Origin of the sequence: Zafaria sp. Z1313 (assembly GCF_050563205.1) — a bacterium.
GTDB lineage: Bacteria > Actinomycetota > Actinomycetes > Actinomycetales > Micrococcaceae > JAZDCJ01.
The window spans coordinates 33886-57035 of sequence record NZ_JBNWUK010000010.1; the positions used below are offsets into that span (position 1 = coordinate 33886).

The 23150-nt window shown below is 72.7% G+C and carries 17 protein-coding genes, 1 tRNA gene and 1 riboswitch; of the genes, 6 read left to right on the forward strand and 12 right to left on the reverse strand.

Annotated elements, in window-relative coordinates; translation table 11 throughout:
- The first annotated feature begins 225 nt into the window (after window positions 1-225).
- Entirely contained in the window at window positions 226-3642 is a 3417-nt protein-coding gene (locus ACQ3I4_RS10805; RefSeq protein WP_329863136.1) for a DEAD/DEAH box helicase, read from the forward strand.
- A 125-nt stretch (window positions 3643-3767) separates the two neighbouring features.
- Window positions 3768-3911, forward strand: a riboswitch (SAM riboswitch).
- A gap of 12 nt (window positions 3912-3923) precedes the next feature.
- Complete coding sequence (locus ACQ3I4_RS10810) at window positions 3924-4304, forward strand: hypothetical protein (protein ID WP_329863138.1); 381 nt, start codon at window positions 3924-3926, stop codon at window positions 4302-4304.
- Here the strand turns inward: ACQ3I4_RS10810 and ACQ3I4_RS10815 are convergent.
- From ACQ3I4_RS10815 to ACQ3I4_RS10825, 3 genes are all read right to left on the reverse strand, one after another.
- Window positions 4288-5376: a zinc-dependent alcohol dehydrogenase family protein gene (locus ACQ3I4_RS10815; protein ID WP_329863140.1), complete on the reverse strand. Its 1089-nt coding sequence runs from the start codon at window positions 5374-5376 to the stop codon at window positions 4288-4290. The genes ACQ3I4_RS10810 and ACQ3I4_RS10815 overlap by 17 nt on opposite strands.
- Before the next feature lie 183 nt (window positions 5377-5559).
- On the reverse strand, window positions 5560-6303 hold the full coding sequence (locus ACQ3I4_RS10820) for a TIM barrel protein (protein WP_329863188.1): 744 nt from the start codon (window positions 6301-6303) through the stop codon (window positions 5560-5562).
- Between the two features lie 44 nt (window positions 6304-6347).
- Entirely contained in the window at window positions 6348-7415 is a 1068-nt protein-coding gene (locus tag ACQ3I4_RS10825) for a Gfo/Idh/MocA family oxidoreductase (RefSeq protein WP_329863142.1), read from the reverse strand.
- Window positions 7416-7473: 58 nt separating this feature from the next.
- Here ACQ3I4_RS10825 and ACQ3I4_RS10830 point away from each other — a divergent pair, with 58 nt between their 5' ends.
- Window positions 7474-8460: a LacI family DNA-binding transcriptional regulator gene (locus tag ACQ3I4_RS10830; protein WP_329863144.1), complete on the forward strand. Its 987-nt coding sequence runs from the start codon at window positions 7474-7476 to the stop codon at window positions 8458-8460.
- Between the two features lie 73 nt (window positions 8461-8533).
- Here the strand turns inward: ACQ3I4_RS10830 and sucD are convergent, their stop codons facing one another.
- The 3 genes from sucD to pcrA all read right to left on the reverse strand — a co-directional run bounded on the left by sucD (window position 8534) and on the right by pcrA (window position 13233).
- Window positions 8534-9469, reverse strand: coding sequence for a succinate--CoA ligase subunit alpha (gene sucD, locus ACQ3I4_RS10835; protein ID WP_329863146.1), 936 nt, complete (start codon window positions 9467-9469; stop codon window positions 8534-8536).
- 19 nt (window positions 9470-9488) lie between these two features.
- Window positions 9489-10655 carry an ADP-forming succinate--CoA ligase subunit beta gene (gene sucC / locus ACQ3I4_RS10840; RefSeq protein ID WP_329863148.1) on the reverse strand — a complete coding sequence of 389 codons (1167 nt, stop codon included), beginning with the start codon at window positions 10653-10655 and terminating at the stop codon, window positions 9489-9491.
- A gap of 178 nt (window positions 10656-10833) precedes the next feature.
- Window positions 10834-13233 (reverse strand): DNA helicase PcrA, encoded by a 2400-nt coding sequence (pcrA, locus tag ACQ3I4_RS10845; protein ID WP_329863150.1) that lies wholly within the window; start codon window positions 13231-13233, stop codon window positions 10834-10836.
- Between the two features lie 147 nt (window positions 13234-13380).
- Here pcrA and ACQ3I4_RS10850 point away from each other — a divergent pair, with 147 nt between their 5' ends.
- The gene (locus ACQ3I4_RS10850; protein ID WP_329863152.1) at window positions 13381-14046 is read left to right on the forward strand and encodes a hypothetical protein; all 666 of its coding nucleotides are present in this window, start codon (window positions 13381-13383) and stop codon (window positions 14044-14046) included.
- 39 nt (window positions 14047-14085) lie between these two features.
- Window positions 14086-14159 (forward strand) — tRNA-Arg (locus ACQ3I4_RS10855).
- Window positions 14160-14603: 444 nt separating this feature from the next.
- On the opposite strand, the gene ACQ3I4_RS10860 is transcribed toward ACQ3I4_RS10855, so the two are convergent.
- Window positions 14604-15830 carry an ROK family transcriptional regulator gene (locus ACQ3I4_RS10860; RefSeq protein WP_329863154.1) on the reverse strand — a complete coding sequence of 409 codons (1227 nt, stop codon included), beginning with the start codon at window positions 15828-15830 and terminating at the stop codon, window positions 14604-14606.
- A gap of 175 nt (window positions 15831-16005) precedes the next feature.
- On the opposite strand from ACQ3I4_RS10860, the gene ACQ3I4_RS10865 reads away from it, so the two are divergent.
- The gene (locus ACQ3I4_RS10865; protein WP_430633531.1) at window positions 16006-16419 is read left to right on the forward strand and encodes an NUDIX hydrolase; all 414 of its coding nucleotides are present in this window, start codon (window positions 16006-16008) and stop codon (window positions 16417-16419) included.
- 9 nt (window positions 16420-16428) lie between these two features.
- Here ACQ3I4_RS10865 and ACQ3I4_RS10870 read toward each other — a convergent pair whose 3' ends face one another.
- The 5 genes from ACQ3I4_RS10870 to ACQ3I4_RS10890 all read right to left on the reverse strand — a co-directional run bounded on the left by ACQ3I4_RS10870 (window position 16429) and on the right by ACQ3I4_RS10890 (window position 23135).
- The gene (locus tag ACQ3I4_RS10870; protein ID WP_329863157.1) at window positions 16429-18288 is read right to left on the reverse strand and encodes an ABC transporter ATP-binding protein; all 1860 of its coding nucleotides are present in this window, start codon (window positions 18286-18288) and stop codon (window positions 16429-16431) included.
- Between the two features lie 12 nt (window positions 18289-18300).
- Window positions 18301-20640: an FdhF/YdeP family oxidoreductase gene (locus ACQ3I4_RS10875; protein WP_329863158.1), complete on the reverse strand. Its 2340-nt coding sequence runs from the start codon at window positions 20638-20640 to the stop codon at window positions 18301-18303.
- The gene (gene fdhD, locus ACQ3I4_RS10880; protein ID WP_329863159.1) at window positions 20637-21476 is read right to left on the reverse strand and encodes a formate dehydrogenase accessory sulfurtransferase FdhD; all 840 of its coding nucleotides are present in this window, start codon (window positions 21474-21476) and stop codon (window positions 20637-20639) included. The genes ACQ3I4_RS10875 and fdhD overlap by 4 nt, the downstream gene beginning before the upstream one ends.
- A 76-nt stretch (window positions 21477-21552) precedes the next feature.
- The gene (locus ACQ3I4_RS10885) at window positions 21553-22812 is read right to left on the reverse strand and encodes a molybdopterin molybdotransferase MoeA (protein WP_329863161.1); all 1260 of its coding nucleotides are present in this window, start codon (window positions 22810-22812) and stop codon (window positions 21553-21555) included.
- The gene (locus ACQ3I4_RS10890; protein ID WP_329863163.1) at window positions 22809-23135 is read right to left on the reverse strand and encodes a DUF6457 domain-containing protein; all 327 of its coding nucleotides are present in this window, start codon (window positions 23133-23135) and stop codon (window positions 22809-22811) included. The genes ACQ3I4_RS10885 and ACQ3I4_RS10890 overlap by 4 nt, the downstream gene beginning before the upstream one ends.
- Between the last annotated feature and the right edge of the window lie 15 nt (window positions 23136-23150).

Below are 23150 nucleotides of genomic sequence, written 5' to 3' on the forward strand. Positions count from 1 at the left end.
ATCGACTTCCTTTCATCGCCGGGGCGGCCTGCCCCGGGACACCCTGCGGGTCTTCCGTGTGAGGCAACGCACACAGACACTCTGCACCAGAATCTTTGTCCTGTCAAAGGTTTGTACTGACATACTTACAAGTGGCTTAACCTGGGCGTCTCGGCGCCCCGCCCACAGCCACCCCGCCCCGGTTGGCGGGCACCCGCGTCGTCGTGAAACGATGGGAGGATGCCCGTGCCTTCGCATCCCCTGATCGACGCCCGCGAGATCCTGCGCGTCGTCGGCGGGGCGGCCTTCACGCGCGGCAAGGGCTACGCGAACAGCCAGCACATCCCCGAGCTCCGGTGGGCCCCGCAGGACGCCCTCCTGACGGGCCGCGTCGAGGGCACGGCGGCCGTCCCCTACCGCACGCGCGTGCAGCTGCGCGCGGCCAAGGGGGCCTGGACCATCGCGGATGCCCATTGCTCGTGCCCCGTCGGCGCCGACTGCAAGCACGCGGCCGCGCTCATGATCTACTCCAACACCCTGCACCTGCGCGCCCGCGACGAGGTCTACGAGGGCACCCCGGCCACCGCCGCGGCCCCGGCCTGGCGGGAGAGCCTGAACGGCCTGCTCGGCGCGGGCCAGCGCGCCGCGGCCGCCGCGGGGACGGCGCGCGGCGGCCGGCCGGGTTCCGAACGCGGGGAGCACCCGCCCGTGCAGCCCCTCGCGCTGCAGTTCGAGCTCCAGGACACCACCCAGACCGCGCACCGGCAGTGGGCGCCGGGCTCCGGCGTCGGGCACCAGCGTTCCTCCGGCCACCGCTGGCGCCTCGGCGTGCGCCCCATGGTGCTCTCCGGCAACGGGCGCTGGGTCCGCGGGAACCTGCGCTGGAACACCATCAGCTTCAAGACCTACGGCCTGACGCTGGACCCGGAGCAGCACCGCTGGTTCTGCCAGTTCGTGCCGCTCTACCGCGCCAACGGGCAGCTCTACTTCGGCGAGGACAACGACTGGCTCTACCTCGACGAGTTCTCCTCCCCCCTGCTCTGGATGCTCCTGGCGGAGGCGGGAAGCCTCGGGATCCGCTTCATCGGCGTGCGCGGCGAGACCCGGATCGTCCTCGGCTCGCCGGCCGCCGTGGCGCTCGCGGCGTTCCGGAACGGCGCGGGGACACCGGCCGGAACGGCCGCGGACGCCGGGCTGAGGCTCGTCCCCCTGCTCTCGATCGACGGGCGCCAGCTCGAGCTGGAACCCGGCGCGGCCGTGGGCCCGATCGGCAACCACGGCGTCTACGCCGCGGACGCCGCGCGCGAGCTGATCGTCCTCTCCCCCGCCGAGGGGCGCCTCGACGCGACGGAGATCGAGGTCCTGCGCCACCCCGAGGCCGTCACCGTCCCGGAGTCGGACATCGACGGCTTCCTCTCCACGGTCTACCCGCGCCTCGGCCGCCGCGTCGCGGTGCTCAGCCCGGACCGGTCCGTGGAGCTGCCCCCGATCGAGCCGCCGAAGCTCGTGCTGCGCGTGCGCTACCGCGGCGACGACACGGCCGAGCTGGATTGGGACTTCGACTACGGACAGGTCCCGGTCGACGCGGACACGCGGGATGCCGAGGCGGAGACCGAGCTCGAGAACGCGGCCCTCGAGGTCCTCGAGCGCACCCCGTCCCTCGCGGCGCGCGTCCTCGCCCCGCGCACCCTCCGCGGCCTCGACACCGTGGACTTCGTGCGGCGCACCCTGCCCGCTCTCGAGGCGATCGACGGACTCGTCGTCGTCACCCAGGGCACGCAACCGGACTACCACGAGCTCACCGAGTCCCCCGAGCTCACCGTCACGACCGTCGAGTCCGAACGCCGCGACTGGTTCGACCTCGGCCTCGTGATCGCGGTCGGCGAGCTGCGCATCCCGTTCGCCGACATCCTCCGCGCCCTCTCCCGCGGGCAGACGCGGATGCTCATGCCGGACAAGACGTACTTCTCGCTCGAACAGCCCCTCTTCGACAAGCTGCGCGAGCTCGTCACCGAGGCCGGACAGCTCACGGAGAAGTCCCACGAGCTGCGCCTCACGCGCTACCAGGCCTCGCTGTGGGAGGAGCTCGACGCCCTCGCGACCCACACGGAGGGCCCGGACTCGTGGTTCGCGGGCGTCGGCGCCCTGCTCGGGGCGGCCGAGGGCGAGCCGGCGGAACTACCCGGCACGCTCGACGCCCGGCTGCGCCCCTACCAGCACGAGGGCTTCACATGGCTCGCCCGCTTGTGGCGCAACGGGCTCGGCGGGGTCCTCGCCGACGACATGGGCCTCGGCAAGACCGTGCAGACCCTCGCCCTCATGCTCCACGCCAAGGAGCAGTGGGCGTCCGCCGACCCGGCCCCCGCCCCCGCGGCGCTCGAGGCGGCGGCCGGGGCCCCGGCGTCGTCCTCCGCCCTGGTGCCCGGCCCCTTCCTCGTCGTTGCCCCCACCTCCGTCGTCTCGAACTGGGCCGACGAGGCCGCGCGCTTCGCCCCCTCGCTCACGGTCGCCGCCGTCACCGACACCCAGGCCCGCGCCCCGCGGCGGCTGGCCGAACTCGCCGCGGAGAACGACGTCGTCGTCACCTCCTACACCCTCTTCCGGCTCGACGCCGAGGCCTACCACTCCGTGCACTGGGCCGGGCTCGTGCTCGACGAGGCGCAGTTCGTGAAGAACAAGGCGACCAAGGCCCACCACGCGGCCCGCGACCTGAACGCGCGCTTCAAGCTCGCCATCACGGGCACGCCCATGGAGAACAACCTCATGGAGCTCTGGTCGATCTTCGCGATCACCTCCCCCGGGCTCTTCCCCTCCGCCGTGCGCTTCGCCGAGCAGTACCAGCGGCCCATCGAGAAGCAGGGCCTCGACGAGCCGCTCGCGCGGCTGCGGCGGCGGATCCGGCCGTTTATGCTGCGCCGCACCAAGTCCGCCGTGGTCACCGACCTGCCGCCCAAGCAGGAGCAGGTCCTGCACGTCGAGCTCGCGCCGAAGCACCGGAAGATCTACGACACCCACCTGCAGCGCGAGCGGCAGAAGATCCTGCGCCTCGTCGAGGACATGGACCGGAACCGCTTCACGATCTTCCAGTCGCTGACCCTGCTGCGGATGCTCTCGCTCGACGCCTCGCTCGTGGACCCCGAGTACGACGGCGTGGCGTCCGCCAAGCTCGACGTCCTGTTCGAGCAGCTCGAGGACGTCCTCGCCGAGGGACACCGCGCGCTCGTGTTCAGCCAGTTCACCTCCTTCCTCAAGAAGGCCGCGGCCCGACTCGAGACCGAGGGCGTCGAGTACGCGTACCTCGACGGCTCCACGCGGCGCCGCGCCGACGTGATCGCGGAGTTCAAGTCCGGCCGCGCCCCCGTGTTCCTGATCTCGCTCAAGGCCGGCGGCTTCGGCCTGAACCTGACCGAGGCCGACTACTGCTTCCTCCTGGACCCGTGGTGGAACCCCGCCGCCGAATCCCAGGCCGTGGACCGGACGCACCGGATCGGGCAGACGCGCAACGTCATGGTGTACCGGCTGGTCGCCAAGGACACGATCGAGGACAAGGTGGTGGCGCTGCAGGACGCCAAGCGGAAGCTGATCTCCTCCGTCATGGACGAGGGCGAGGGCTTCGGCTCCGCGATGACGGCCGACGACATCCGCGGCCTCCTGGAGGCCTAGGACGCGTCATCCGGGGTCATCCGGCGGCGCCGAGGGGCGTTGTGCCCCGGAGTACGACGCCGGATGTCGGCCCGGGCGCCGCGGCCTTGCCACGGCTCCGGTACCGGTGCCTAGACTGGTTCCAGCTTCACGAGACATGGCGCCAAGCTCCGACTGGCCATGCACCAACCCCACTGCGAACCGCGGCACGTCCGCGGACCGGATTGTTCGGCGGGTGGTTCGGATGACGAAGCGGCCCGCGCGCAGCCGCGTCCGGGCAAGGACAGTCCGGAAGGAACGCCATGGCGACTCTTCAGCATCCCCTCACCGGCCCCGACGGGCCGGCTTCCCCGGCCTCCCGCGGTGCGGCCGCCGGCGCCACGACCGCCGCCCCGCGCCGGTCCGCCCGCCGCCCCGCGGCCCGCTCGGCGCCGCGCTTCGCGGGCGACTGGGTCTCCGCCACGCTCCGGCTCGACGCCCACCGCCGCATCGTGCGCCTGAATACGGGCGAGGTGGAGTGGCTCCTCGAGGCGGAGGACTTCGACGCCGTCTCCGAGGCCGTCCGCGGGCGCGTGCTCGCGGACGTGGAGTGGAGCCCGGACCTGCGCCGGCTCCTCGTCCCCGGCGCCCACGAGCGGGCCGGGACGTCGTTCTTCCGGCTGCGTCCTACGGGGTCAGCATGACCTTGATGGAACGCCGCTCGTCCATCGCCCGGTAGGCCTCGGCCGCCTCCTCGAGCGGCAGCACCGCGTCGAAGACCCGTCCCGGGTCGATCCGGCCCTCGAGGACGTCCTCGAGCAGCTCGGGCAGGTAGGCGCGCGTCGAGGCCGCCCCGCCGCCGACGGAGATGTTCTTGGAGAAGAGGACCCCGATCGGCAGCTCCGCGCCTCCCGCCGGGACGCCGACGAAGCCCACGGAACCGCCGGGCCGGGTCGAGCGCAGCGCCTGGTCCATGGACTCGGCGCTCCCGACGCATTCGAGCACGCAGTCCGCGAGCACCCCGCCCAGCAGCCCACGCACCCGCGCGGCGGCCTCCTGGCCGCGCTCCGCGACGACGTCGTCCGCCCCGAACTCCCGGGCGAGCGCGGCACGGTCGTCGTGGCGGGACATCGCGATGATCCGCTCGGCACCGAGCCGCTTCGCCGCGAGGACGGCACACAGGCCCACGGCGCCGTCGCCGACCACGACGACGCTCTTGCCGGGCCCGACCCCGGCGGCGACGGCCGCGTGGTGCCCCGTGCCCATGACGTCCGAGAGGGTCAGGAGGGACTTGAGCAGGGCCTCGTCCGGCAGTCCGTCCGCGCCCTCGCGGCGGTCCGCGGGGATCCGCTCGAGCGGGACGGCCACGAGCGTGCCGTCCGCGTTGGGGACACGGACCGCCTCGCCCTGGCCGCCGTCGACGGGCAGCCCGTGCTCGTCCTGACCGCCCCAGGAGGCGCGGTGCTCGCACGCCACGTGGACGCCATCGCGGCACGCCGGGCAGCGACCGCAGCTGTTGGCCCACGGGGCGATCACGAAGTCGCCGGGAGTCAGGGTCTCGACACCGTCCCCGACCTGCTCGACGATGCCGACGAACTCGTGGCCGATCGCCCGGGGGTCCTCCGTGGGGCGCACGCCGCGGTAGGGCCAGAGGTCGGAGCCGCAGACGCAGCTGGCGGTCACCCGCACCACGGCGTCCGAGGCCGCGAGGAGGCGGGGCTCCGGGCGGTCCTCGACGCGGATGTCGCCGGGGCCGTGGATGATGGTCGCGCGCATGGGTCCTCCTGCGGTGGCAGCTCTCGGGGTGTCCGGCGCCTGGATCCGGACCGGAGACCAGCCTATGCCAGACCGGCCCCGGGGGGCTTCCCATTTTCTCGCGGATCCGCCCGGCCGCGCCCCGGCGTGTACCGCCGACACGCCGGAGCGGATCTGCGGGAAACGGGAACCTTTGCAGCGTTGTCAGGCGAAGGCGGCGCGGAACGCCTCGAGCGCCGCCTCGGAGTCGCCGGAGGCGAAGGCCTCCAGTGCGACGACGCCCGTGTAACCGTGGCCACGCAGGGCGCGGGCGATCGCGGCGTAGTTGACCTCGCCCGTCCCCGGTTCGCAGCGGCCCGGGACGTCGGCGACCTGGATCTCGCCGACCCAGGGCAGCGCCCGGCCCACGAGCTCGATCAGGTTCCCCTCGCCGATCTGCGCGTGGTACAGGTCCAGGTTGAGCCTCAGGTGCGGGCTGTCGACGGCGGAGACGAGCGCCAGGGTGTCGCCCGCGGCGCCGAACGGGACGCCGGGGTGGTCCACGGCGCGGTTCAGGTTCTCGAGGGTGAAGACCCGTCCGCGCGCCTCGCCGAGCGCCGCGAGGCGTTCCAGGGTGCGCGCCGCCGCGAGGAAGTCGGCGCCCGTTGTGGCGTGGCGCGGGACGACGGGCAGGCCGCGTGCGTCGAGGCCCGTCCCGTGGAGGTTCAGCCGGGGCACGTCCAGGAGGTCCGCCGCGTCGAGGGATTCGCGCGCGGTGGCCACGAGATCGTCGGCCCCGGCCGGGTCCACGAGGTCGCCCCGCAGGTACCCGGTCATGGAGGAGAACTCCGCCCCCGTCGCGGCCAGGGCGGGAAGGTCCTTCGTGGACCAGTCCCACACTTCCACGAGGAAGCCCGCCTCGCGCAGCCGCTCGGCCCGCTCGACGATGTCGAGCTCGGGGAAGAGCATCTCCGCGCACGCCGCCAGGACGGGGCGGGGCCCCGGGTCCGCGCTCACGCGGGCGTCCCGTCGGCACCCAGGGACACGGGCCGGCCCGTCGAGACGCTGCGGATCGCGGCCAGGGCGATCGCGAGCGCCGCGCGGGCATCGCCGCCGTCGGGCCCCGTCGGCACGCCGGTGCGGACCGATTGCGCGAACGCCGCCAGCTCGTCCGTGTAGGCCTGCGCGAACAGCTCGATGTTCAGGCGCGTCGTCCCCGCCTCCTGACCGGCGGCCCCGTAGTAGCGCATGTTCGTGGCGCGGACGTCCCCGGCGGTCACCATACCGCCGCTGCCGAAGAACTCACCGCGCACGTCGTAGCCGTAGACGGCTTGGAAGCTGGCCTCGGCGACGGCCAGCGCCCCGTTGTCGTAGCGGATGGTGACCACGGCCGTGTCGATCAGGCCGCGGTCCTTGTGCTCCGGCGCGACGAGCGCGTCGCCCATCGCGAAGACCTCGACGGGCCGGGCGCCGGGGTTGAACCAGTTGAGCGTGTCGAAATCGTGGATGAGGGTCTCGGTGAAGATCGTCCAGGGCTTCACGCGGGCCGGGTCCGCGAGTTCCGGGTCGCGGGTCAGCGAGCGCAGCAGTTGCGGGGTGCCGATGCCGCCGGCGGCGACGCGCTCGTGGGCGGAGGCGAAGTCGGCCGCGAAGCGGCGGTTGAAGCCCAGCTGCAGCGGCACCCCGGCGCCTCGGGCGGCGGCGATGGCCCGGTCGGCGTCCTCGAGGGTGTGCGCCATGGGCTTCTCGACGAAGACGGCCTTCCCGGCCTCGGCGGCCTGGACGACGAGGTCGGCGTGGGTCGTGGAGGGCGAGGAGATGACGACCCCGTCGGCCGCGTCCGCGGCCAGGAGCCCCTCGAGATCCGTGAAGACCCCGGCGCCGAACGGGCCGGCCACGCGGCGGGCCGATGCGGTGACGGGGTCGACGACGGCGGAAAGGACGACGCCGGGGAGCCGCTCGGCGACGGTGCGGGCGTGGAAGGCGCCGATCCACCCCGTGCCGACGACGGCGAGGCGGACGGGGGATGCGGGGTTCAAGGAGCGGCCGGCCGTCTGGGCCGCGGGGGATGTCGTAGTCATGCGAACAAGTTAGCACGTGCCAATAGCACGTGCTAGAGGGTCGTGCGAAGATGTTTCCATGCCCCTGAGACCCACCATGCACGACATCGCGGAGCACCTCGGGGTCTCCCGCCAGCTCGTCTCCCTCGTGCTCCGGGACGCCGAGGGGCCCAGCGAGGAGTCGCGCCGCCGCGTCCGGGCGGCCGCGCAGGAGCTCGGCTACCACCCGGACCAATCGGCGCGCCTGCTGCGTGGGCGGCGCAGCCACCGGCTCGGCGTCCTGTTCTCGATGAAGGAGCCCTTCGAGGCCGACCTCGTCGAGCGCCTGCTCACGGCCGCGGCCGCCCGCGGCTACTCCCTCGCGCTCGGCCCGCACGGGCCGTCCCGCCCGCAGGCCGGGGCGCTGGCCGAGCTCCTGGGCCAGCGGATCGAGGCGCTCCTGGTCCTCTCGGGCGACTCGGGGCTGGACACGATCGACGGCCTCCCGGACACCGTGCCGCTCGTCCAGCTGGGCGGCCCGGCCGCCGGTGACGGGCACGACGACGTCCGCGCCGACGACGCCGCGGGCTTCGCACTGCTCGTGGATCACCTCGTGGATCTGGGCCACCGCCGCATCGCCCACGTCTCGGGCGGGTCCGGCCCCAACGCCGCGGCCCGCCGGACGGCCTATGCGCAGCAGATGCGCTCACGCGGCCTCTCCCCGGACACGGTGGAGGCGGCCTACACCGAGGAGGCCGGATACCGCGCCGCCGTTCAGCTGCTGGACCGGGAGGCCTCCCCGACCGCCATCATGGCGGCGAACGACCGCTGCGCCGTCGGCGTCATGGCCGCGCTGGCCTCCCGCGGCGTCGCCGTGCCCGGGCGCGTCTCCGTGACGGGATTCGACGACAGCTCCGTCGCCTCGTGGCCGTTCATGGACCTGACGACGGTGGACGTGGACCCCTCGGCGCTCGCGGAGGCCGCCCTCGAGGCGGCCGTGTACCGTGCCGGCGGGGGAACGGGCGCGCCGGCCGCGGAGCGCGTGGTCCCGCGCCTCGTGGTGCGCTCGAGCACCGGCCCCGCCTGAGCCGGGTACGACGCCGGCCCGCACCCCCGGGTCGGGAGTGCGGGCCGGCGTCGTGCGGTCCGTGGAGCGGGTCCTAGAGGGCCGAGGCCTCTTCGAGGACCGGGTAGACCTCGCGCAGCAGGTGCGCGGTCTCGGACGGGGTCTTGCCGACCTTCACGCCCGCGGCCTCGAGGGCCTCCTTCTTGGCCTGGGCGGTGCCGGAGGAGCCGGAGACGATGGCGCCGGCGTGGCCCATGGTCTTGCCCTCCGGGGCGGTGAAGCCGGCGACGTAGCCGACGACCGGCTTGGTGACGTTGGCCTTGATGAACTCGGCCGCGCGCTCCTCGGCGTCGCCGCCGATCTCGCCGATCATGACGATCGCCTTGGTCTCCGGGTCGGCCTCGAACGCCGCCAGGGCGTCGATGTGGGTCGTGCCGATGACCGGGTCGCCGCCGATGCCGATCGCGGTCGAGAAGCCCAGGTCGCGCAGCTCGTACATCATCTGGTAGGTCAGGGTGCCGGACTTGGAGACCAGGCCCACGCCGCCCTTGCCGGTGATGTTCGCCGGGGTGATGCCCACGAGGGACTCGCCCGGCGTGATGATGCCGGGGCAGTTCGGGCCGATGATGCGGGTGATCTGCTGTCCGTCGGCGTCGACCTTGGACTGGGCCAGGGCCCAGAACTCGGCGGAGTCCTGCACGGGGACGCCCTCGGTGATGACCACGACGAGGCCGATCTCGGCCTCGATGGCCTCGACGACGGCGTCCTTGGTGAAGGCCGGCGGGACGAACACGATCGAGACGTCGGCGCCGGTCTCGGCGATCGCCTCGGCGACCGTGCCGAAGACCGGGAGGTCCACGACGTTGCCGGCGTTGTCCGCGTGGGAGACCGTGGTCCCGGCCTTGCGGGCGTTCACGCCGCCGACGACGTTGGTGCCGGCGTGCAGCATCCGGGCCGTGTGCTTGGAGCCCTCGCCGCCGGTGATGCCCTGGACGATGACCTTGGAATCCTTGTTGATGAAGATAGCCATGTTTGTTTTCCCCTGATCCTTAGGCGTTCGCCAGCTCGGCGGCCTTGTCGGCGCCCTCGTCCATGGTGGTGGCAAGGGTGACCAACGGGTGGTTCGCCTCGCGCAGGATGCGGCGGCCCTCGTCGACGTTGTTGCCGTCCAGGCGGACGACGAGCGGCTTGGTCGCGGCCCCGCCCAGGATCTCGAGGGCCTTGACGATGCCGTTGGCGACCGCGTCGCACGCGGTGATGCCGCCGAAGACGTTCACGAACACGCTCTTGACCTGCTCGTCACCCAGGATGACGTCCAGGCCCGCGGCCATGACCTCGGCCGAGGCGCCGCCGCCGATGTCCAGGAAGTTCGCGGGCTTGACGTTGCCGTGGTTCTCGCCGGCGTAGGCGACGACGTCGAGGGTCGACATGACCAGGCCCGCGCCGTTGCCGATGATGCCGACCTGGCCGTCGAGCTTGACGTAGTTGAGGCCGGCCTCCTTGGCCTTGGCCTCGAGCGGATCGGCGGCGCCCTTGTCCTCGAGCTCCTCGTGGTGCGGGTGGCGGACCTCGGAGGCGTTCTCGTCGAGGGAGACCTTGCCGTCGAGGGCGATGATCTCACCGGCGCCCGTGCGGACCAGCGGGTTGACCTCGACGAGCGTGGCGTCTTCCTTCGTGAAGACGTCCCACAGCTTCAGGATGGTCTCGGCGACCTTGCCGCGCAGCTCCTCGGGGAAGTTCGCGGCAGCGACGATCTCGTCGGCCTTCGCGGCGTCGATGCCGGTGCCCGGGTCGACGGAGACCTTGGCGAGGGCCTCGGGACGTTCGACGGCGAGCTGCTCGATCTCCATGCCGCCTTCGACCGAGCACATCGCCAGGTAGTTGCGGTTGGCGCGGTCCAGCAGGACGGAGAAGTAGAACTCTTCGGCGATGTCGGCACCCTGGGCGATCATGACCTTGTTGACGGTATGGCCCTTGATGTCCATGCCGAGGATGTTGGAGGCGTGCTCGAACGCCTCGTCCGCGGTCTTGGCGACCTTGACGCCGCCGGCCTTGCCGCGACCGCCCACCTTGACCTGGGCCTTGACGACGACGACGCCGCCGATCTTCTCTGCGGCTGCCTTGGCTTCTTCGGGAGTGTACGCAACGATGCCTGCGAGCACGGGAACCCCGTGTGCCTCGAACAGATCGCGCGCCTGGTATTCATACAGGTCCACGGGCTGGTGTCCTTCTACGTCGAAGTCGTTTCTGACTCGGAGCCGGGGGCGCGATGGCCCATGAGGCTCCAAGTGGAACTTTAGTCCCCAGGCGTTGAACGCCGTGCCCAGAGTATCGCTTTCGTGTCCAAGCGCACAGTTCTACAAGTTGTAGACGGGTCATGCGTGCGCTAGGCGCTCAATCGGCCTTGGTCAGCGGCGCGTAGCGCAGCAGGAGGCGCTTCTCGTCCGCCCCGAACTTCACCTTGGCGACCGTCTTGTCCCCCGCCCCCTCGAGCGCGAGCACGGTCCCGGAGCCGAACGAGGAGTGGGAGACCTTGTCCCCCACGGACAGCTGGATGACCTCCTTCTGCGGCTGGACGCGCCCGGCCGCCCGCGCGGTCGGGGCGGTGCGCAGCGCGCCGGACTCGGCGTCGCCGCTCCGGCGGCCGGGAACGGACGCGGCGGCCCCCCAGTGGGAGCCGTTGTCGTAGCGGCTCGTGGCGAAGTCCCGCCGGATCGAGCCCCCGAATCCGCCCGGCGCGGCACGGACCGCGCCTTCCCGCTTCCAGTCCATGAGCTCGGCCGGGATCTCCTCGAGGAACTGGCTCGCCGGGTTGTACTGGGACTGGCCCCACAGGCTGCGGTACTCGGCGCGCGTGACGTAGAGCCGGCGTCGGGCACGGGTCAGGCCGACGTAGGCGAGCCGCCGCTCCTCGGCCAGCTCGCGCGCGTCCACGAGGGAGCGCTGGTGCGGGAAGATCCCGTGCTCCATGCCCGTCAGGAACACGACCGGGAACTCGAGCCCCTTGGCGGTGTGCAGGGTCATGAGCGTGACCATGCCCTCGCGGCGGGCCATGTCCGCCCCCGTCTCGTCCGTCGGCGCGTCCGGGACGGAATCGGCGTCGGCGACGAGCGAGACCTGCTCCAGGAAGTCGCCGAGCGTCCCGTCCGGGTTGTCGCGCTCGTAGTCGCGGACGACGGCGACGAGCTCGGCGAGGTTCTCCACGCGGGACTCGTCCTGGATCTCCTTGGACGTGCGCAGCATCTCGAGGTACCCGGTCTGCTCCAGGACCGCCTCGAGCGAGGCCGCGGCCCCGGAGCCCTCGGCGACGACGGCGAGGTCGTCGATGATCTTCACGAACCCGGCCACGGCGTTGACGCTGCGCGAGGCCATGCCGGGGGCCTCGTCGGCGCGGCGCAGGGCCTCCATGAAGCTGATCCGCTCGCGCTCCGCGAGGGCGGCGACGGCGTACTCGGCCCGGTCGCCGATCCCCCGCTTGGGCTCGTTGAGGATGCGGCGGACGTTGACGTCGTCCTCCGGGTTCACGAGGACCCGGAGGTAGGCCAGCGCGTCCTTGATCTCCTTGCGGTCGTAGAACCGGGTGCCGCCGACCACCTTGTACTGCAGGTCCATGCGCATGAGCTGCTCCTCGAGGGACCGCGACTGCGCGTTGGTGCGGTAGAAGACGGCCACGTCGCCGGGGCGGATGCCCTCCTCGTCGTTGAGCCGCAGGATCTCCTCGGCGATCCAGCGGGCCTCGTCCTGCTCGGACTCCCCGACGTAGCCGGTGATCCTGGCGCCGTCCCCCTCCGCGGTCCAGAGACGCTTCTCGGGACGGTCCGGGTTGCGCGAGATCACGGCGTTCGCCGCGGTCAGGATGGTCTGCGTCGAGCGGTAGTTCTGCTCCAGCTTGATGGTGTGGGCGTCGGGGTAGTCCTTGCCGAACTCCACGATGTTGCGGATGTCGGCGCCGCGGAAGGCGTAGATCGACTGGTCCGAGTCGCCGACGACCGTGAGCTCGCCGCCCGGCGTCGCCCCGTCCGGACCGGTCAGCTCGCGGACCAGGGCGTACTGCGCGTGGTTGGTGTCCTGGTACTCGTCGACCATCACGTGGCGGAAGCGCCGGCGGTAGTTGTCCGCGACGGCGGGGAAGGCCCGGAAGATGTTGACGACCTGGCCGATGAGGTCGTCGAAGTCCATCGCGTTGGCCTGCCGCAGGCGCTGGGTGTAGCCCCGGTAGACCTCGGCGACCGCCCGGCTGAACGGGTCCTGGGCCGCGGTGGAGGCGAAGTCCTCGTCGTCGACGAGCTCGTTCTTCAGGGCGGAGATCTTGTGCTGGATGGCCTTCGGCGCGAACTTCTTGGGATCCAGGTCCAGCCCCTTGGCCACGAGCGTGATGAGCCGCAGCGAGTCCGCGGAGTCGTAGATGGAGAAGTTGGACTTCAGCCCCACGGCCGCCGCCTCGCGGCGCAGGATCTTGACGCACGACGAGTGGAACGTCGAGATCCACATCCGCTCGGCGTCCGGGCCGACGAGCGCCCCGATGCGCTCGCGCATCTCGGCCGCGGCCTTGTTCGTGAACGTGATCGCCAGGATCTCGTGCGGGCGGGCCCGGCCCGTGGCCAGGAGGTAGGCGATGCGGTGGGACAACACGCGCGTCTTGCCGGATCCGGCGCCCGCGACGATCAGCAGCGGGCCGCCGGCGTGGACCACGGCCTGCTCCTGCTCCGGATTCAGTCCCTCGAGCAGCCCGGCGGCGTCTGGCCGGGCGGGGACGGGGCGGGTCTCGGCAAAGTCGTCGAAGAGGAAGTCCATGGTCCCTCCAGTCTACGGCGGGGCACCGACGCCCCGGCCGCCGGGCGGCCGTCCCGTGGACAGGCGCCGGCGCCGCACCACGCCCGCGGAACGGGCGCCGTGCCCGGAGAGGAAGCGGGCCGCGACGGGGACGGCATAATGGAGGCCATGTCGAAGAAGCCGGGCAAACGCCGCCCCTCCGCCCAGCGCGCCTCCGCCCAGCGCCCCCCGGCCCCGCGGCCGGCACCCGCCGGACAGCCCGTCAACCCGACGACGCAGCGCACTCCGGAGCAGGCCCGCGGCAACGCCAACCTGATCCTGGGCGCCGGCCTCGCCGCCGTCTTCCTGCTCTTCTGGTACTACCACCTGCTGACCCTGAACCAGATGACGGACCTCTCGGCCGGCCTCGCCATGCCGGACCAGCTGGCGGGCGGCTACGACGCCGCCCACGTCGAGGCGCTGCGCGCGGCGATGGACGACGACGCCCGCGGACAGCTGAACTACCTGCACAAGACGGCCGGGCTCCTGTTCCCGTTGTTCCTGGCGCTCGTGACCATGCTCGCCGTGGCCGTCCACGTCGAGCGGGGCTGGAAGCGCTGGTCGCTCTGGGCCGTGCCGATGGCGTTCGCCGTCGTGGACCTGTGGGAGAACAACGCGATCGACGCCCTGTTCCAGGCCACCCCGCCCGATGCGTCGGCCGTGGCCCTGGCCAGCACCCTGACGGTCCTGAGGTGGGTCCTGCTGGCGGCGACGGGGGCCGTTGCCGCCGGCGTGCTCGTGGCGGCCTTCATCCACACGCTGCGCTCCAAGATGCGCGAAGCGGGACCGCGGTGACGCTAGGATGGTTGCTGTCCACCGCGCGATGCGCGGGGCGCCCCTGTAGCTCAGTAGGATAGAGCGACCCTCTCCTAAAGGGTAGGCCATCGGTTCGATTCCGGTCAGGGGCACTTTTCGTTATCGGGACCCGGTTCCCCGCGGCACGTGCCGGTCACCCGGCCCCTCCCACGCCGCACCCACCGGACACAGCCACGCCCCGGACACAAGGGAACCGCCGGCCGGTGTTGTATCGGATGGCTCCCTAAAACATCTGATGCACCGGCACGGCGGCCCTGTTGGTACTTCTGCCGCGGCCGCCGAACCGCCGTTCTCCCACCTGCCGCAGCGGCTGCACCCGTTTCCGGGGAGACCTGGCGTGCGACGGTGGGCAGCTCGGTTGCCACCCCACCAACACCTCCATATCTACATCTACTAGAGAATGGAAGTCAAGTCCGTCACGGTCCGGGCGTCGCAAGCCGACACCTGGGCGATTCGCCCCCCGGGCGCGCTGCGGGCGCCGCCGCCCCCCTGGGCTGCGGCGGCCGCAGCGCGTGTCGTGGTGCCGCCGGGCGGCCTCAGCGCAGGAGCAGGGCGCTCGCCTTGGGCGAGAGCGCGGCGTCGAGGACCGCGCAGGCTCCGCCGATCGCGCCGACGTTGGCCCCCAGCGTCGAGGAGACGACGCGCACGCCGTGGATGCTGCGCACGCTGAAGCGCTCGTTGATGATCTCGCCGACCTCGTCGATGTTCTGGTGCCCGACCTCGGCCCAGATGGGCCCGCCGACGATGACCTTGTCCACGTCGAGGACGTTGACGAGCTGCCCGACCATGTCGGCCGTCCGGGCGCAGAAGCCGCGCAGGAGCTCGACGGCCGCCGGCTCCTCCTCGACGGCGAGCCGGACGAAGGTGTTCATTGCCTCGGCGCGCGCGGCCACGCCGGCGTCCTCCCCGGCATCCACCGGGAGGCCGGCCTCGCGCGCCTTGGCCGAGAGGTGGGCGAAGGACAGCACGCCGGCGAGGCAGTCGTCCCGGCCGCACTCGCAGGGCGCGGCCTTCTCGCCGACGGAGAAGTGGCCGATCTCGCCGGCGTTGTTGCTCACGCCGCGCAGGATCTCGCCGCCGACGACCATGCCGACGCCGATGCCCGTTCCCACGTAGACGGAGATGAAGTTCTGGTCCTCTTCCTCGTCGCCGTTCCACAGCTCAGCGATCGCGGCCGCGATCGTGTCCTTCTCGAGGAGCACCTCGAGCCCGAGCTTCTCGGCGAGCGGCTTGACGACCTCGACCTCGGTCCAGCCGTCCAGCAGGGGCGGCCCGGAGACGATGCCCGCCGCGGGGTTGAGCGGGCCGGGGGCGGCGACTCCGACGCCGACGATCCGGTCCCGTGGCTGCCCGGACTCCTCGATGAGCTCCTCGACGGCGGAGGCCATGATGCCGATCGTGTCGGCGGGGTCGCCGACCTCCGGCGCCACGAGGCGCTTGTGCACGGCCACCTCGCCGCGGAGGTTCAGCATGACGAGGCTGATCAGCCCCGGATCCAGGTGGATCCCGATCGCCATGAGGCGGTTGGTCTCGAGCTCCAGGACCGTGCGGGGCTTGCCGGGGCCGGAGACGACCGTGCGGTCCTCCCGGACGAGACCGTCGTCGAGCAGCCGACGGACGACGTTGGAGATGGTTTGCGGGGAAAGTCCGGTCGATTCGGCGAGTTCCACCCTGCTGACGCCGTCCTTCGCACGGCGGATGGAATCGAAAATCACGGCTTGGTTGAAGTCGCCAAGCCTGCCGAGGTTGGTGCCTCGTTGCATCTAGTCTCCAGATCATTCGTTCGAGGGTCGGACCGATGAGACAAGTCCAACGTCATCCAAGGCCGAACGCGCTGCTCCCCATGTCGGCGGCCGCCTTCAACACGATTCTACAGATCAGCTGGCAGATGTAACGCCGAACACACCCTCCCGTGGGACGCATTGTTACGCTGACATGGTGACCGCCGTCCTCCGCATCTCCGCCGTACGCATCCTCGACGCCTCCGGGCGCATCCTCCTCGTCCGCAAGCGCGGGACGGGCCTCTTCATGCAGCCGGGCGGCAAGCTGGAGCGCGGCGAGACCCCGGCCGGGGCGGCTGCCCGCGAACTCGGCGAGGAACTCGGGATGACGGTCGCGGCGGCCGAGCTCGAGCCGCTCGGACACTGGCTCGGCCCCGCCGCGAACGAACCGGACACGCTCATCGACTCGCACCTCTTCGCGGCGCCGCTGAGGGGTCTGCCGCAGGCCGCGGCGGAGCTCGAGGAGCTGCTCTGGATCGACCCCGCGCAGGCCCTGCTCCGCGACGACATCGCGCCGCTGCTGCGCGAGCACGTGCTGCCGGAGCTCCTGGCCGCCCGCGCGAGCGGCTAGGCCGCGCGGCTACTGCTGAGCGAACTGCGTCTCGTACAGCTCGGCGTAGCGCCCTCCGGCGGCGAGCAGCCCGGCGTGCGGGCCGCGTTCGACGATCCGCCCGCCCTCGACCACGAGGATCGCGTCGGCGGAGCGGATGGTGGAGAGCCGGTGGGCGATGACGACGGCGGTGCGCCCCTCGAGCGCCTCCCCCAGGGCCGCCTGGACGGCGGCCTCGTTGGTGGAGTCGAGCGCCGCGGTGGCCTCGTCGAGCACGACGACGCGCGGCGCCGCCAGGAGCAGGCGCGCGATGGTCATCCGCTGCCGTTCGCCGCCGGACAGCCGGTAGCCGCGCTCCCCCACCGTCGTCGCGAGGCCGTCGGGCAGCGAGCGCACGAGCTCCTCGAGCCGGGCCCTGCGCAGCGCGTCCCACAACGCCTTGTCGTCGGCCTCCGGAGCCGCGAGGCGCAGGTTGGACGCGATGCTCTCGTGGAAGAGGTGCCCGTCCTGGGTGACCATGCCCACCGTGGCGCGCAGCGAGGCGAAGGTCGCGTCGCGGACGTCGACGCCCGCGAGCTCAACGGCGCCCGAACCGGCGTCGTACAGCCGCGCCAGCAGCTGAGCGATGGTCGACTTCCCGGCCCCCGAGGAGCCGACGAGCGCGTACGTCCGCCCCGCCGGGACCTCGAAGTCGATCCCGTGCAGGACCTCTTCCCCGGGCCGTCCGTCGAGCACGGAGACCTCTTCGAGGGAGGCGAGCGAGACCTGGTCCGCCCCGGGGTAGGCGAAGCGGACGTCGCGGAAGCGGATCGAGACGGGGCCCTCCGGGAGGGGGCGGGCGCCGGGCCGTTCCCTGATGAGCGGCTCGAGGTCGAGGATCTCGAACACCCGCTCGAAGCTCACGAGGGCGCTCATGACCTCGACGCGCGCGTTGGCGAGGCCGGTCAGCGGCGCGTAGAGCCGGGTCAGGAGCAGGGCGAGCGTGACGACCTCCCCCGCGGCCAGCTCGCCGCGCAGGGCGTAGAGCCCGCCGAGCCCGTAGACCAGCGCGAGCGCGAGCGCGGCCACGAGCGTCAGCGCGGTGACGAAGAAGAACTGCCGCATGGCCATCTTCACTCCGATGTCCCGCACGCGCACCGCGCGGGCGGCGAACTCTGCCGACTCGGCGTCGGGCCGCCCGAAGAGCTTGACGAGGGTCGCGCCGGGGGCGGAGAAGCGCTCCGTCATCTGCGTGCCCATGGCCGCGTTGTGGTCCGCCGCCTCGCGCCGCAGCCGCGCCAGCGTGTGGCCCATCCGCCGGGCGGGGATCAGGAAGACGGGCAGCATGGCGACGGACAGGAGCGTGACCTGCCACGAGGTGTTGACCATGACGGCCGCGGTGAGGACGAGCGCCACGATGTTGCTCACGACGCCGGAGAGGGTCCCCGCGAAGGCGGACTGGGCCCCGATGACGTCGTTGTTCAGGCGGCTGACGAGCGCCCCGGTGCGCGTCCGCGTGAAGAACGCGATGGGCATCCGCTGCACGTGGTCGAAGACCTGTGTCCGCAGGTCGAGGATCACTTGTTCGCCGAGGCGGGAGGACAGCCAGCGGCTCAGCAGCCCGACGCCGGCCTCGGCGACCGCGACCGCGGCGATGAGCGCGGCGAGCCCGAGGACCGTGGACAGGGGGCCGCCGGCGACGATCGCGTCGACGACCCGCCCGGCAAGCACCGGCGTCGCTACGGCGAGCACGGCCGCGAGCACCGAGACCCCGATGAACGCCGCGAGCCGGCCCTGGTAGCGGCGGGCGAAGGCCACGACGCGGCGGAGCGTTCCCGGAGCCACGCGGTGGCGCCCCTTGTCGTCGGAGAGCCGGTAGAGCGAGCCCCAGGCCGCGTGCTCCATGCTCATACGGGCGGCCCCTCAGCCCGTCGTCAGCGAGCGCTCGTCGAACGTCGTCGACGGGGCGCGCTCGTGGGGGACGAAGCGCACCGTCATCGCCTTGTAGCCCGGAGTGTTGGACTCGCGGGCCACGAGCCCCCGGTGGACGAGCGCGTTGGCCTCCGGGAAGTAGGCGGCGGCGCAGCCCCGGGCGGTCGGGTAGGACACGAGCCGGAAGCGGTTGGCCCGCCGCTCGGTCCCGTCGAAGCTGGAGATGACGTCCACGAGCTCGCGGTCCTCGTAGCCGAGCGCGTCGAGGTCCTCGGGGTGGATGAGGATCACGCGGCGCCCGTCGGAGATGCCCCGGTAGCGGTCGTCGACCCCGTAGAACGTGGTGTTGTACTGGTCGTGGCTGCGCACGGTCTGCAGGATCAGATGCCCCGGCGGGGCGCTGAGGTACTCGAGCGGGCTCACGGTGAACCGGGCCCGGCCGATGTCCGTCGCGAAGGTGCGCGTGTCCCGCGGCGGGTTGGGCAGGACGAACCCGTTCCTGCCGCGCACGCGCCGGTTGAAGTCCTCGAATCCCGGGACGACGGCGGAGATGTGCTCGCGGATCACGTCGTAGTCCTCGGCCATGGCCCGCCAGTCCACGGGGTGGTCCTCGCCGAGGACGGCCTGTGCCATGCGCGCCACGATGACCGGCTCGGCGAGGAGGTGCTCGGAGACGGGCTTGAGCCGGCCCTGGGTGGAGTGGACCACGGACATCGAGTCCTCGACGGAGAGGAACTGCGGGCCGCCCGGGTGCTTGTCGTCGCGGTCGGTGCGGCCGAGCGTGGGCAGGATGATCGACGTGCGGCCGTGGACGACGTGGGAGCGGTTGGGCTTGGTGGAGACGTGCACGGTCAGGCCCGCGCGGCGAATGCCCGCCTCGAGCGCCTCGGTGTCCGAGCACGCGAGGGAGAAGTTCCCGCCCATCGACACGAACACGTCGACGTCGCCGTCCTCGAAGGCCTCGACGGTGCGCGTGGAATCGTAGCCGTGCCACCGCGGAGTGGTGATCCCGAACTCGGCGTCGAGGCCGGCGTGGAACCATTCGCCCATCTTCTCCCAGATCCCCATGGTCCGGTCGCCCTGGACGTTGGAGTGGCCGCGCACGGGGCAGGCCCCGGCGCCGGGCTTGCCGAAGTTTCCCTGCAGCAGCAGGACGTTGACGATCTCCCGGATGGTGTTCACGGAGTGGGGCTGCTGCGTCAGGCCCAGCGCCCAGCAGACGATCGTGGCCCGGGAGGCGGCGAGCTTGGCGCCGATCTCGGCGATCCGCATGCGCGAGAGCCCGGTGGCCTCCTCGGTCGCGTCCCAGTCGATCTCCCCGCGCGCTGCGGCGTAGGCCTCGAAGCCCTCGGTCCGGCCCTCGATGAACTCCGGGTCGACGACGGTGCCCGGGGCGCGCTGCTCCTCCTGCAGGAGCAGGTGGCCGAACGCCTGGAAGAGCGCCAGGTCCCCGCCGACCTTGACCTGGAGGAACTCGTCGGCGATGGTCGTCCCGTTCCCGATCACGCCCCCGAGGGACTGCGGGTCCTTGAAGTTCATCAGGCCGGCCTCGGGCAGGGGGTTCACGGCGACCACGGTGGCGCCGCGCCGCCGCGCGTCGGCGAGCGTGGAGAGCATGCGGGGGTGGTTGGTCCCGGGGTTCTGTCCGACGACGAAGATCAGCTCGGCGTGGTCGAAGTCCTCGAGCGAGACCGTCCCCTTGCCGATCCCGATCGTCGGGTTCAGCGCGGTCCCGGAGGACTCGTGGCACATGTTGGAGCAGTCCGGCAGGTGGTTGGTGCCGATCGATCGGGCGAGCAGCTGGTACATAAACGCCGTCTCGTTGGCGGTGCGGCCCGAGGTGTAGAAGACGCAGCGGTCCGGGATCGTGGCGTTGACGTGCTCCGCGATCGTGGAGAAGGCCTCCGCCCAGCTGACGGGACGGTAGCGGTCCTCCCCCTCGCGGATCATCATCGGCTCGGTGATCCGCCCCTGGTTGCCCAGCCAGTACTCGGTCTTGTCCTCGAGGACGGGCAGCGGGTGGGCGTCCCACCAGGCGGGGTCGGCCGTCCGGGTCGTGTTCTCCTCGGCGAGCGCCTTCGCCCCGTTCTCGCAGAACTCGGCGGGCTTGCGCGCCCCCGTGATGGATTCGGGCCACGCGCAACCGGGACAGTCGACGCCGTGGCGCTGGTTCACGCGGAGCATGGAGCGCACGGTGCGGCTGACGCCGGCCTGGGAGACGCCGCGGTCGAGGGCCACGAGCACCGCCTTCACGCCCGCGGCGGACGTCTTGGGCCCGGAGACCTTGAGCTCGTCCTCGTTGATGTCGTTGACAGGAGCCGCCCGTTTCATGGCGCCGCCTCCTCGCTGATCCGTTCCGCATGGGTGTATATGTTCACGCTACTCGTCCTGCTGAAGGCCGCAAGCGTCAGGCCCTCGCGCTCCGCCAGTTCCACGGCGAGGGAGGAGGGCGCGCTGACCGCGGCGAGCACGGGGATGCCCGCGAGCCGGGCCTTCTGCGCGAGCTCGAACGACGCCCGCCCGGAGACCTGCAGCACGGTCCCGGCGAGCGGGAGCCGCCCGTCGCGCAGCGCCCAGCCGATGACCTTGTCCACGGCGTTGTGGCGGCCGACGTCCTCGCGCAGGCACAGCAGGGACCCGTCGGGGGCGAAGAGGCCCGCGGCGTGCACTCCCCCGGTCTTGCCGAAGAGCGCCTGGTGCTCGCGCAGCGTCCCGGGAAGGCCCAGCAGGACGGGCAGCGAGACGAGCGGCGCGGGCGCCTCGAGCGGCAGCCGGGCGGCCTTGGCGACGGCGTCGATCGAGGCGGTCCCGCAGATCCCGCAGGAGCTCGTGGTGTAGACGTGGCGTTCGAGCGAGGGCTCGGGGGCGACGGCTCCGGGACCGAGCCGGGCCTCGACGACGTTGAACGTCTGCCGCCCGTCCTCGTCCTCCCCGGCGCAGAAGCGCAGGCTCCCGAGCTCGTCCGTGGAGGCGATGACCCCCTCGCCGACGAGGAAGCCGGCCACGAGGTCGAAGTCGTCGCCGGGTGTGCGCATCGTGACGCTGAAGGGCCGGGAACCGATCCTGATCTCGAGGGGCTCCTCCGCGGCGAGCGTCTCCTCGCGCGTCCGCGACGGCGCGTCGACGAGCATCCGCGCCACCTTGCGCCGTTGCGTCAATCGTCCCATGGGTTCCTCCCTGCCGTGGACCGCCGTCCCCTGGGACCGACGCTACCACCGCGGGAGGCGGCCGGCGTCCCCCGCGTCAGGGCATCCAGGGCAGCGGGACGCAGCGGGCCGTTCCGCCGTCCGGGACGCCCTCGGGGGGAAGGACGAGGAACGCGTCGGCGGCGGCGAGGCCGCGCATCATGGCGGGACCCGTGTGGTCGGCGGCCTCGAGCGCGCTGCCGGGGCCGTCGGTCCAGCGGGCGGGGACGAGCCGGTGTCGGCGCGGGAGCGGGGCCCAGGCCGCGGCGCTGCGCACCGGCAGGGGGTACGACGCCGGACGCCCGCCCGCCGCGCGCAGGAGCGGTTCCAGCAGGGTCGCCACGGCCGCGAGGGCCGCGAGCGGGTTACCGGGCAGGGCCGCGAGGAGCCGGCCGTCGGGGAAGCGGGCGAGCAGGGCGGGGTGCCCCGGGCGCATCGCGACCTGGTCGACGAGCAGCACGGCCCCCTCGTCGAGCGCGGCGCGGCGCACGTGGTCGGCCTCCGAGCGTCCCGTGCCGCCCGTCGTGACGACCACGTCCCCGCCCCCCGAGATCGCCCGGCGCGTGGCGGTGGCGTCGTCCCCGATGCGCAGGGACTCGAGCCCGCCGGCTCCGAGGGCCGCCAGGCAGGACGGCAGGACGGGGCCGAACGCGTCGCGGACGCGGCCCGGCGCGGGCAGGCCGTGCGTCTCGACCTCCCCGCCCGTCATCACGAGGCGCACGGACGGCCGCGCGGCGACGGGCACCCCGTCGTGGCCGGCCAGGGCGGCGACGGCGACGGCGGCGGGCGTCAGCACGCTCCCGGCGCGCAGGAGCAGCGAGCCCTCGACGGCCTCGGTCGCGGCGGGGCGGATGTCGGCGCCCACGGGGACGTCTTCCGTGGCCGCCAGGAGCCCGCCCGCGGATCCGCCGGTCCCCGCCGTCCCGCCCGGCCCCGCGCCCTCGATCCGCCCGCGCTCGGAGCGCAGCACCGCCGTCGTGCCCTCCGGGAGCGCGCCCCCCGTGACGATCGGCGCGGCCCAGCCCGGAGCGAGCGGTTCGCCCGCATCGTGGCGCGGCCCCGCGGTCGGGCGCACGCGCCACGGCCCCGCACCCGCGACGGCCCAGCCGTCCATCGCGGAGGACGCGTAGTGCGGCAGCGCGTGGAGGGCGCGGACGTCGCGGGCGAGCACGCGGCCCGCGGCCGATCCGAGCCCGAGTTCCTCCGCAGGGGGCAGCCGCTCCCGGAGCCGGGCCCCGGCGTCGTACGCGATCCGGCGCGCGTCGTCCCAGTCCGAGCCGTCGTGGTGCCCGTCCGGGCCGCCGTGGTGCCCGCTCACGCGGTGGCGCCCGGGCCGGTGCCGCCCGGGGCGTCCCCACCCTCGGGAGCGGCCTCCCGGGAGGCGCGCTCCGCGAGCACGGCACGGGCCAGCCGGTCGGCGGCGGCCATCGCCCCGGATTCCGAGGCCATGCCGTGGCCCGCGGCCAGCCCGGCGGCGAAGCCGGCGATGTAGGTGGTCACGGGGGCCGCCGGCCGCACGATCCCGTGGGCGGCGAGCCCGGCGAGGGACAGCACGGCATCGATGTCGATCTCGGTGCCGGCGAGCTCGAAGCGCTCGAGCAGCTCCGCCGCCCACTCCTGAAGTTCGGGATGTCCAGCCACGATCGTCCTCCTGCC

Coding starts and splice junctions, on each gene's coding strand:
- ACQ3I4_RS10815 (WP_329863140.1), bottom strand. CDS start 5,376: ATGCGCGCGACCATCATCCACGGCCCCGGCGACATCCGCGTCGAGGAC.
- ACQ3I4_RS10870 (WP_329863157.1), bottom strand. CDS start 18,288: ATGAGCATGGAGCACGCGGCCTGGGGCTCGCTCTACCGGCTCTCCGAC.
- pcrA (WP_329863150.1), bottom strand. CDS start 13,233: ATGGACTTCCTCTTCGACGACTTTGCCGAGACCCGCCCCGTCCCCGCC.
- ACQ3I4_RS10850 (WP_329863152.1), top strand. CDS start 13,381: ATGTCGAAGAAGCCGGGCAAACGCCGCCCCTCCGCCCAGCGCGCCTCC.
- ACQ3I4_RS10820 (WP_329863188.1), bottom strand. CDS start 6,303: ATGCTCTTCCCCGAGCTCGACATCGTCGAGCGGGCCGAGCGGCTGCGC.
- ACQ3I4_RS10810 (WP_329863138.1), top strand. CDS start 3,924: ATGGCGACTCTTCAGCATCCCCTCACCGGCCCCGACGGGCCGGCTTCC.
- ACQ3I4_RS10825 (WP_329863142.1), bottom strand. CDS start 7,415: ATGACTACGACATCCCCCGCGGCCCAGACGGCCGGCCGCTCCTTGAAC.
- sucD (WP_329863146.1), bottom strand. CDS start 9,469: ATGGCTATCTTCATCAACAAGGATTCCAAGGTCATCGTCCAGGGCATC.
- fdhD (WP_329863159.1), bottom strand. CDS start 21,476: ATGGGACGATTGACGCAACGGCGCAAGGTGGCGCGGATGCTCGTCGAC.
- ACQ3I4_RS10830 (WP_329863144.1), top strand. CDS start 7,474: ATGCCCCTGAGACCCACCATGCACGACATCGCGGAGCACCTCGGGGTC.
- ACQ3I4_RS10860 (WP_329863154.1), bottom strand. CDS start 15,830: ATGCAACGAGGCACCAACCTCGGCAGGCTTGGCGACTTCAACCAAGCC.
- ACQ3I4_RS10875 (WP_329863158.1), bottom strand. CDS start 20,640: ATGAAACGGGCGGCTCCTGTCAACGACATCAACGAGGACGAGCTCAAG.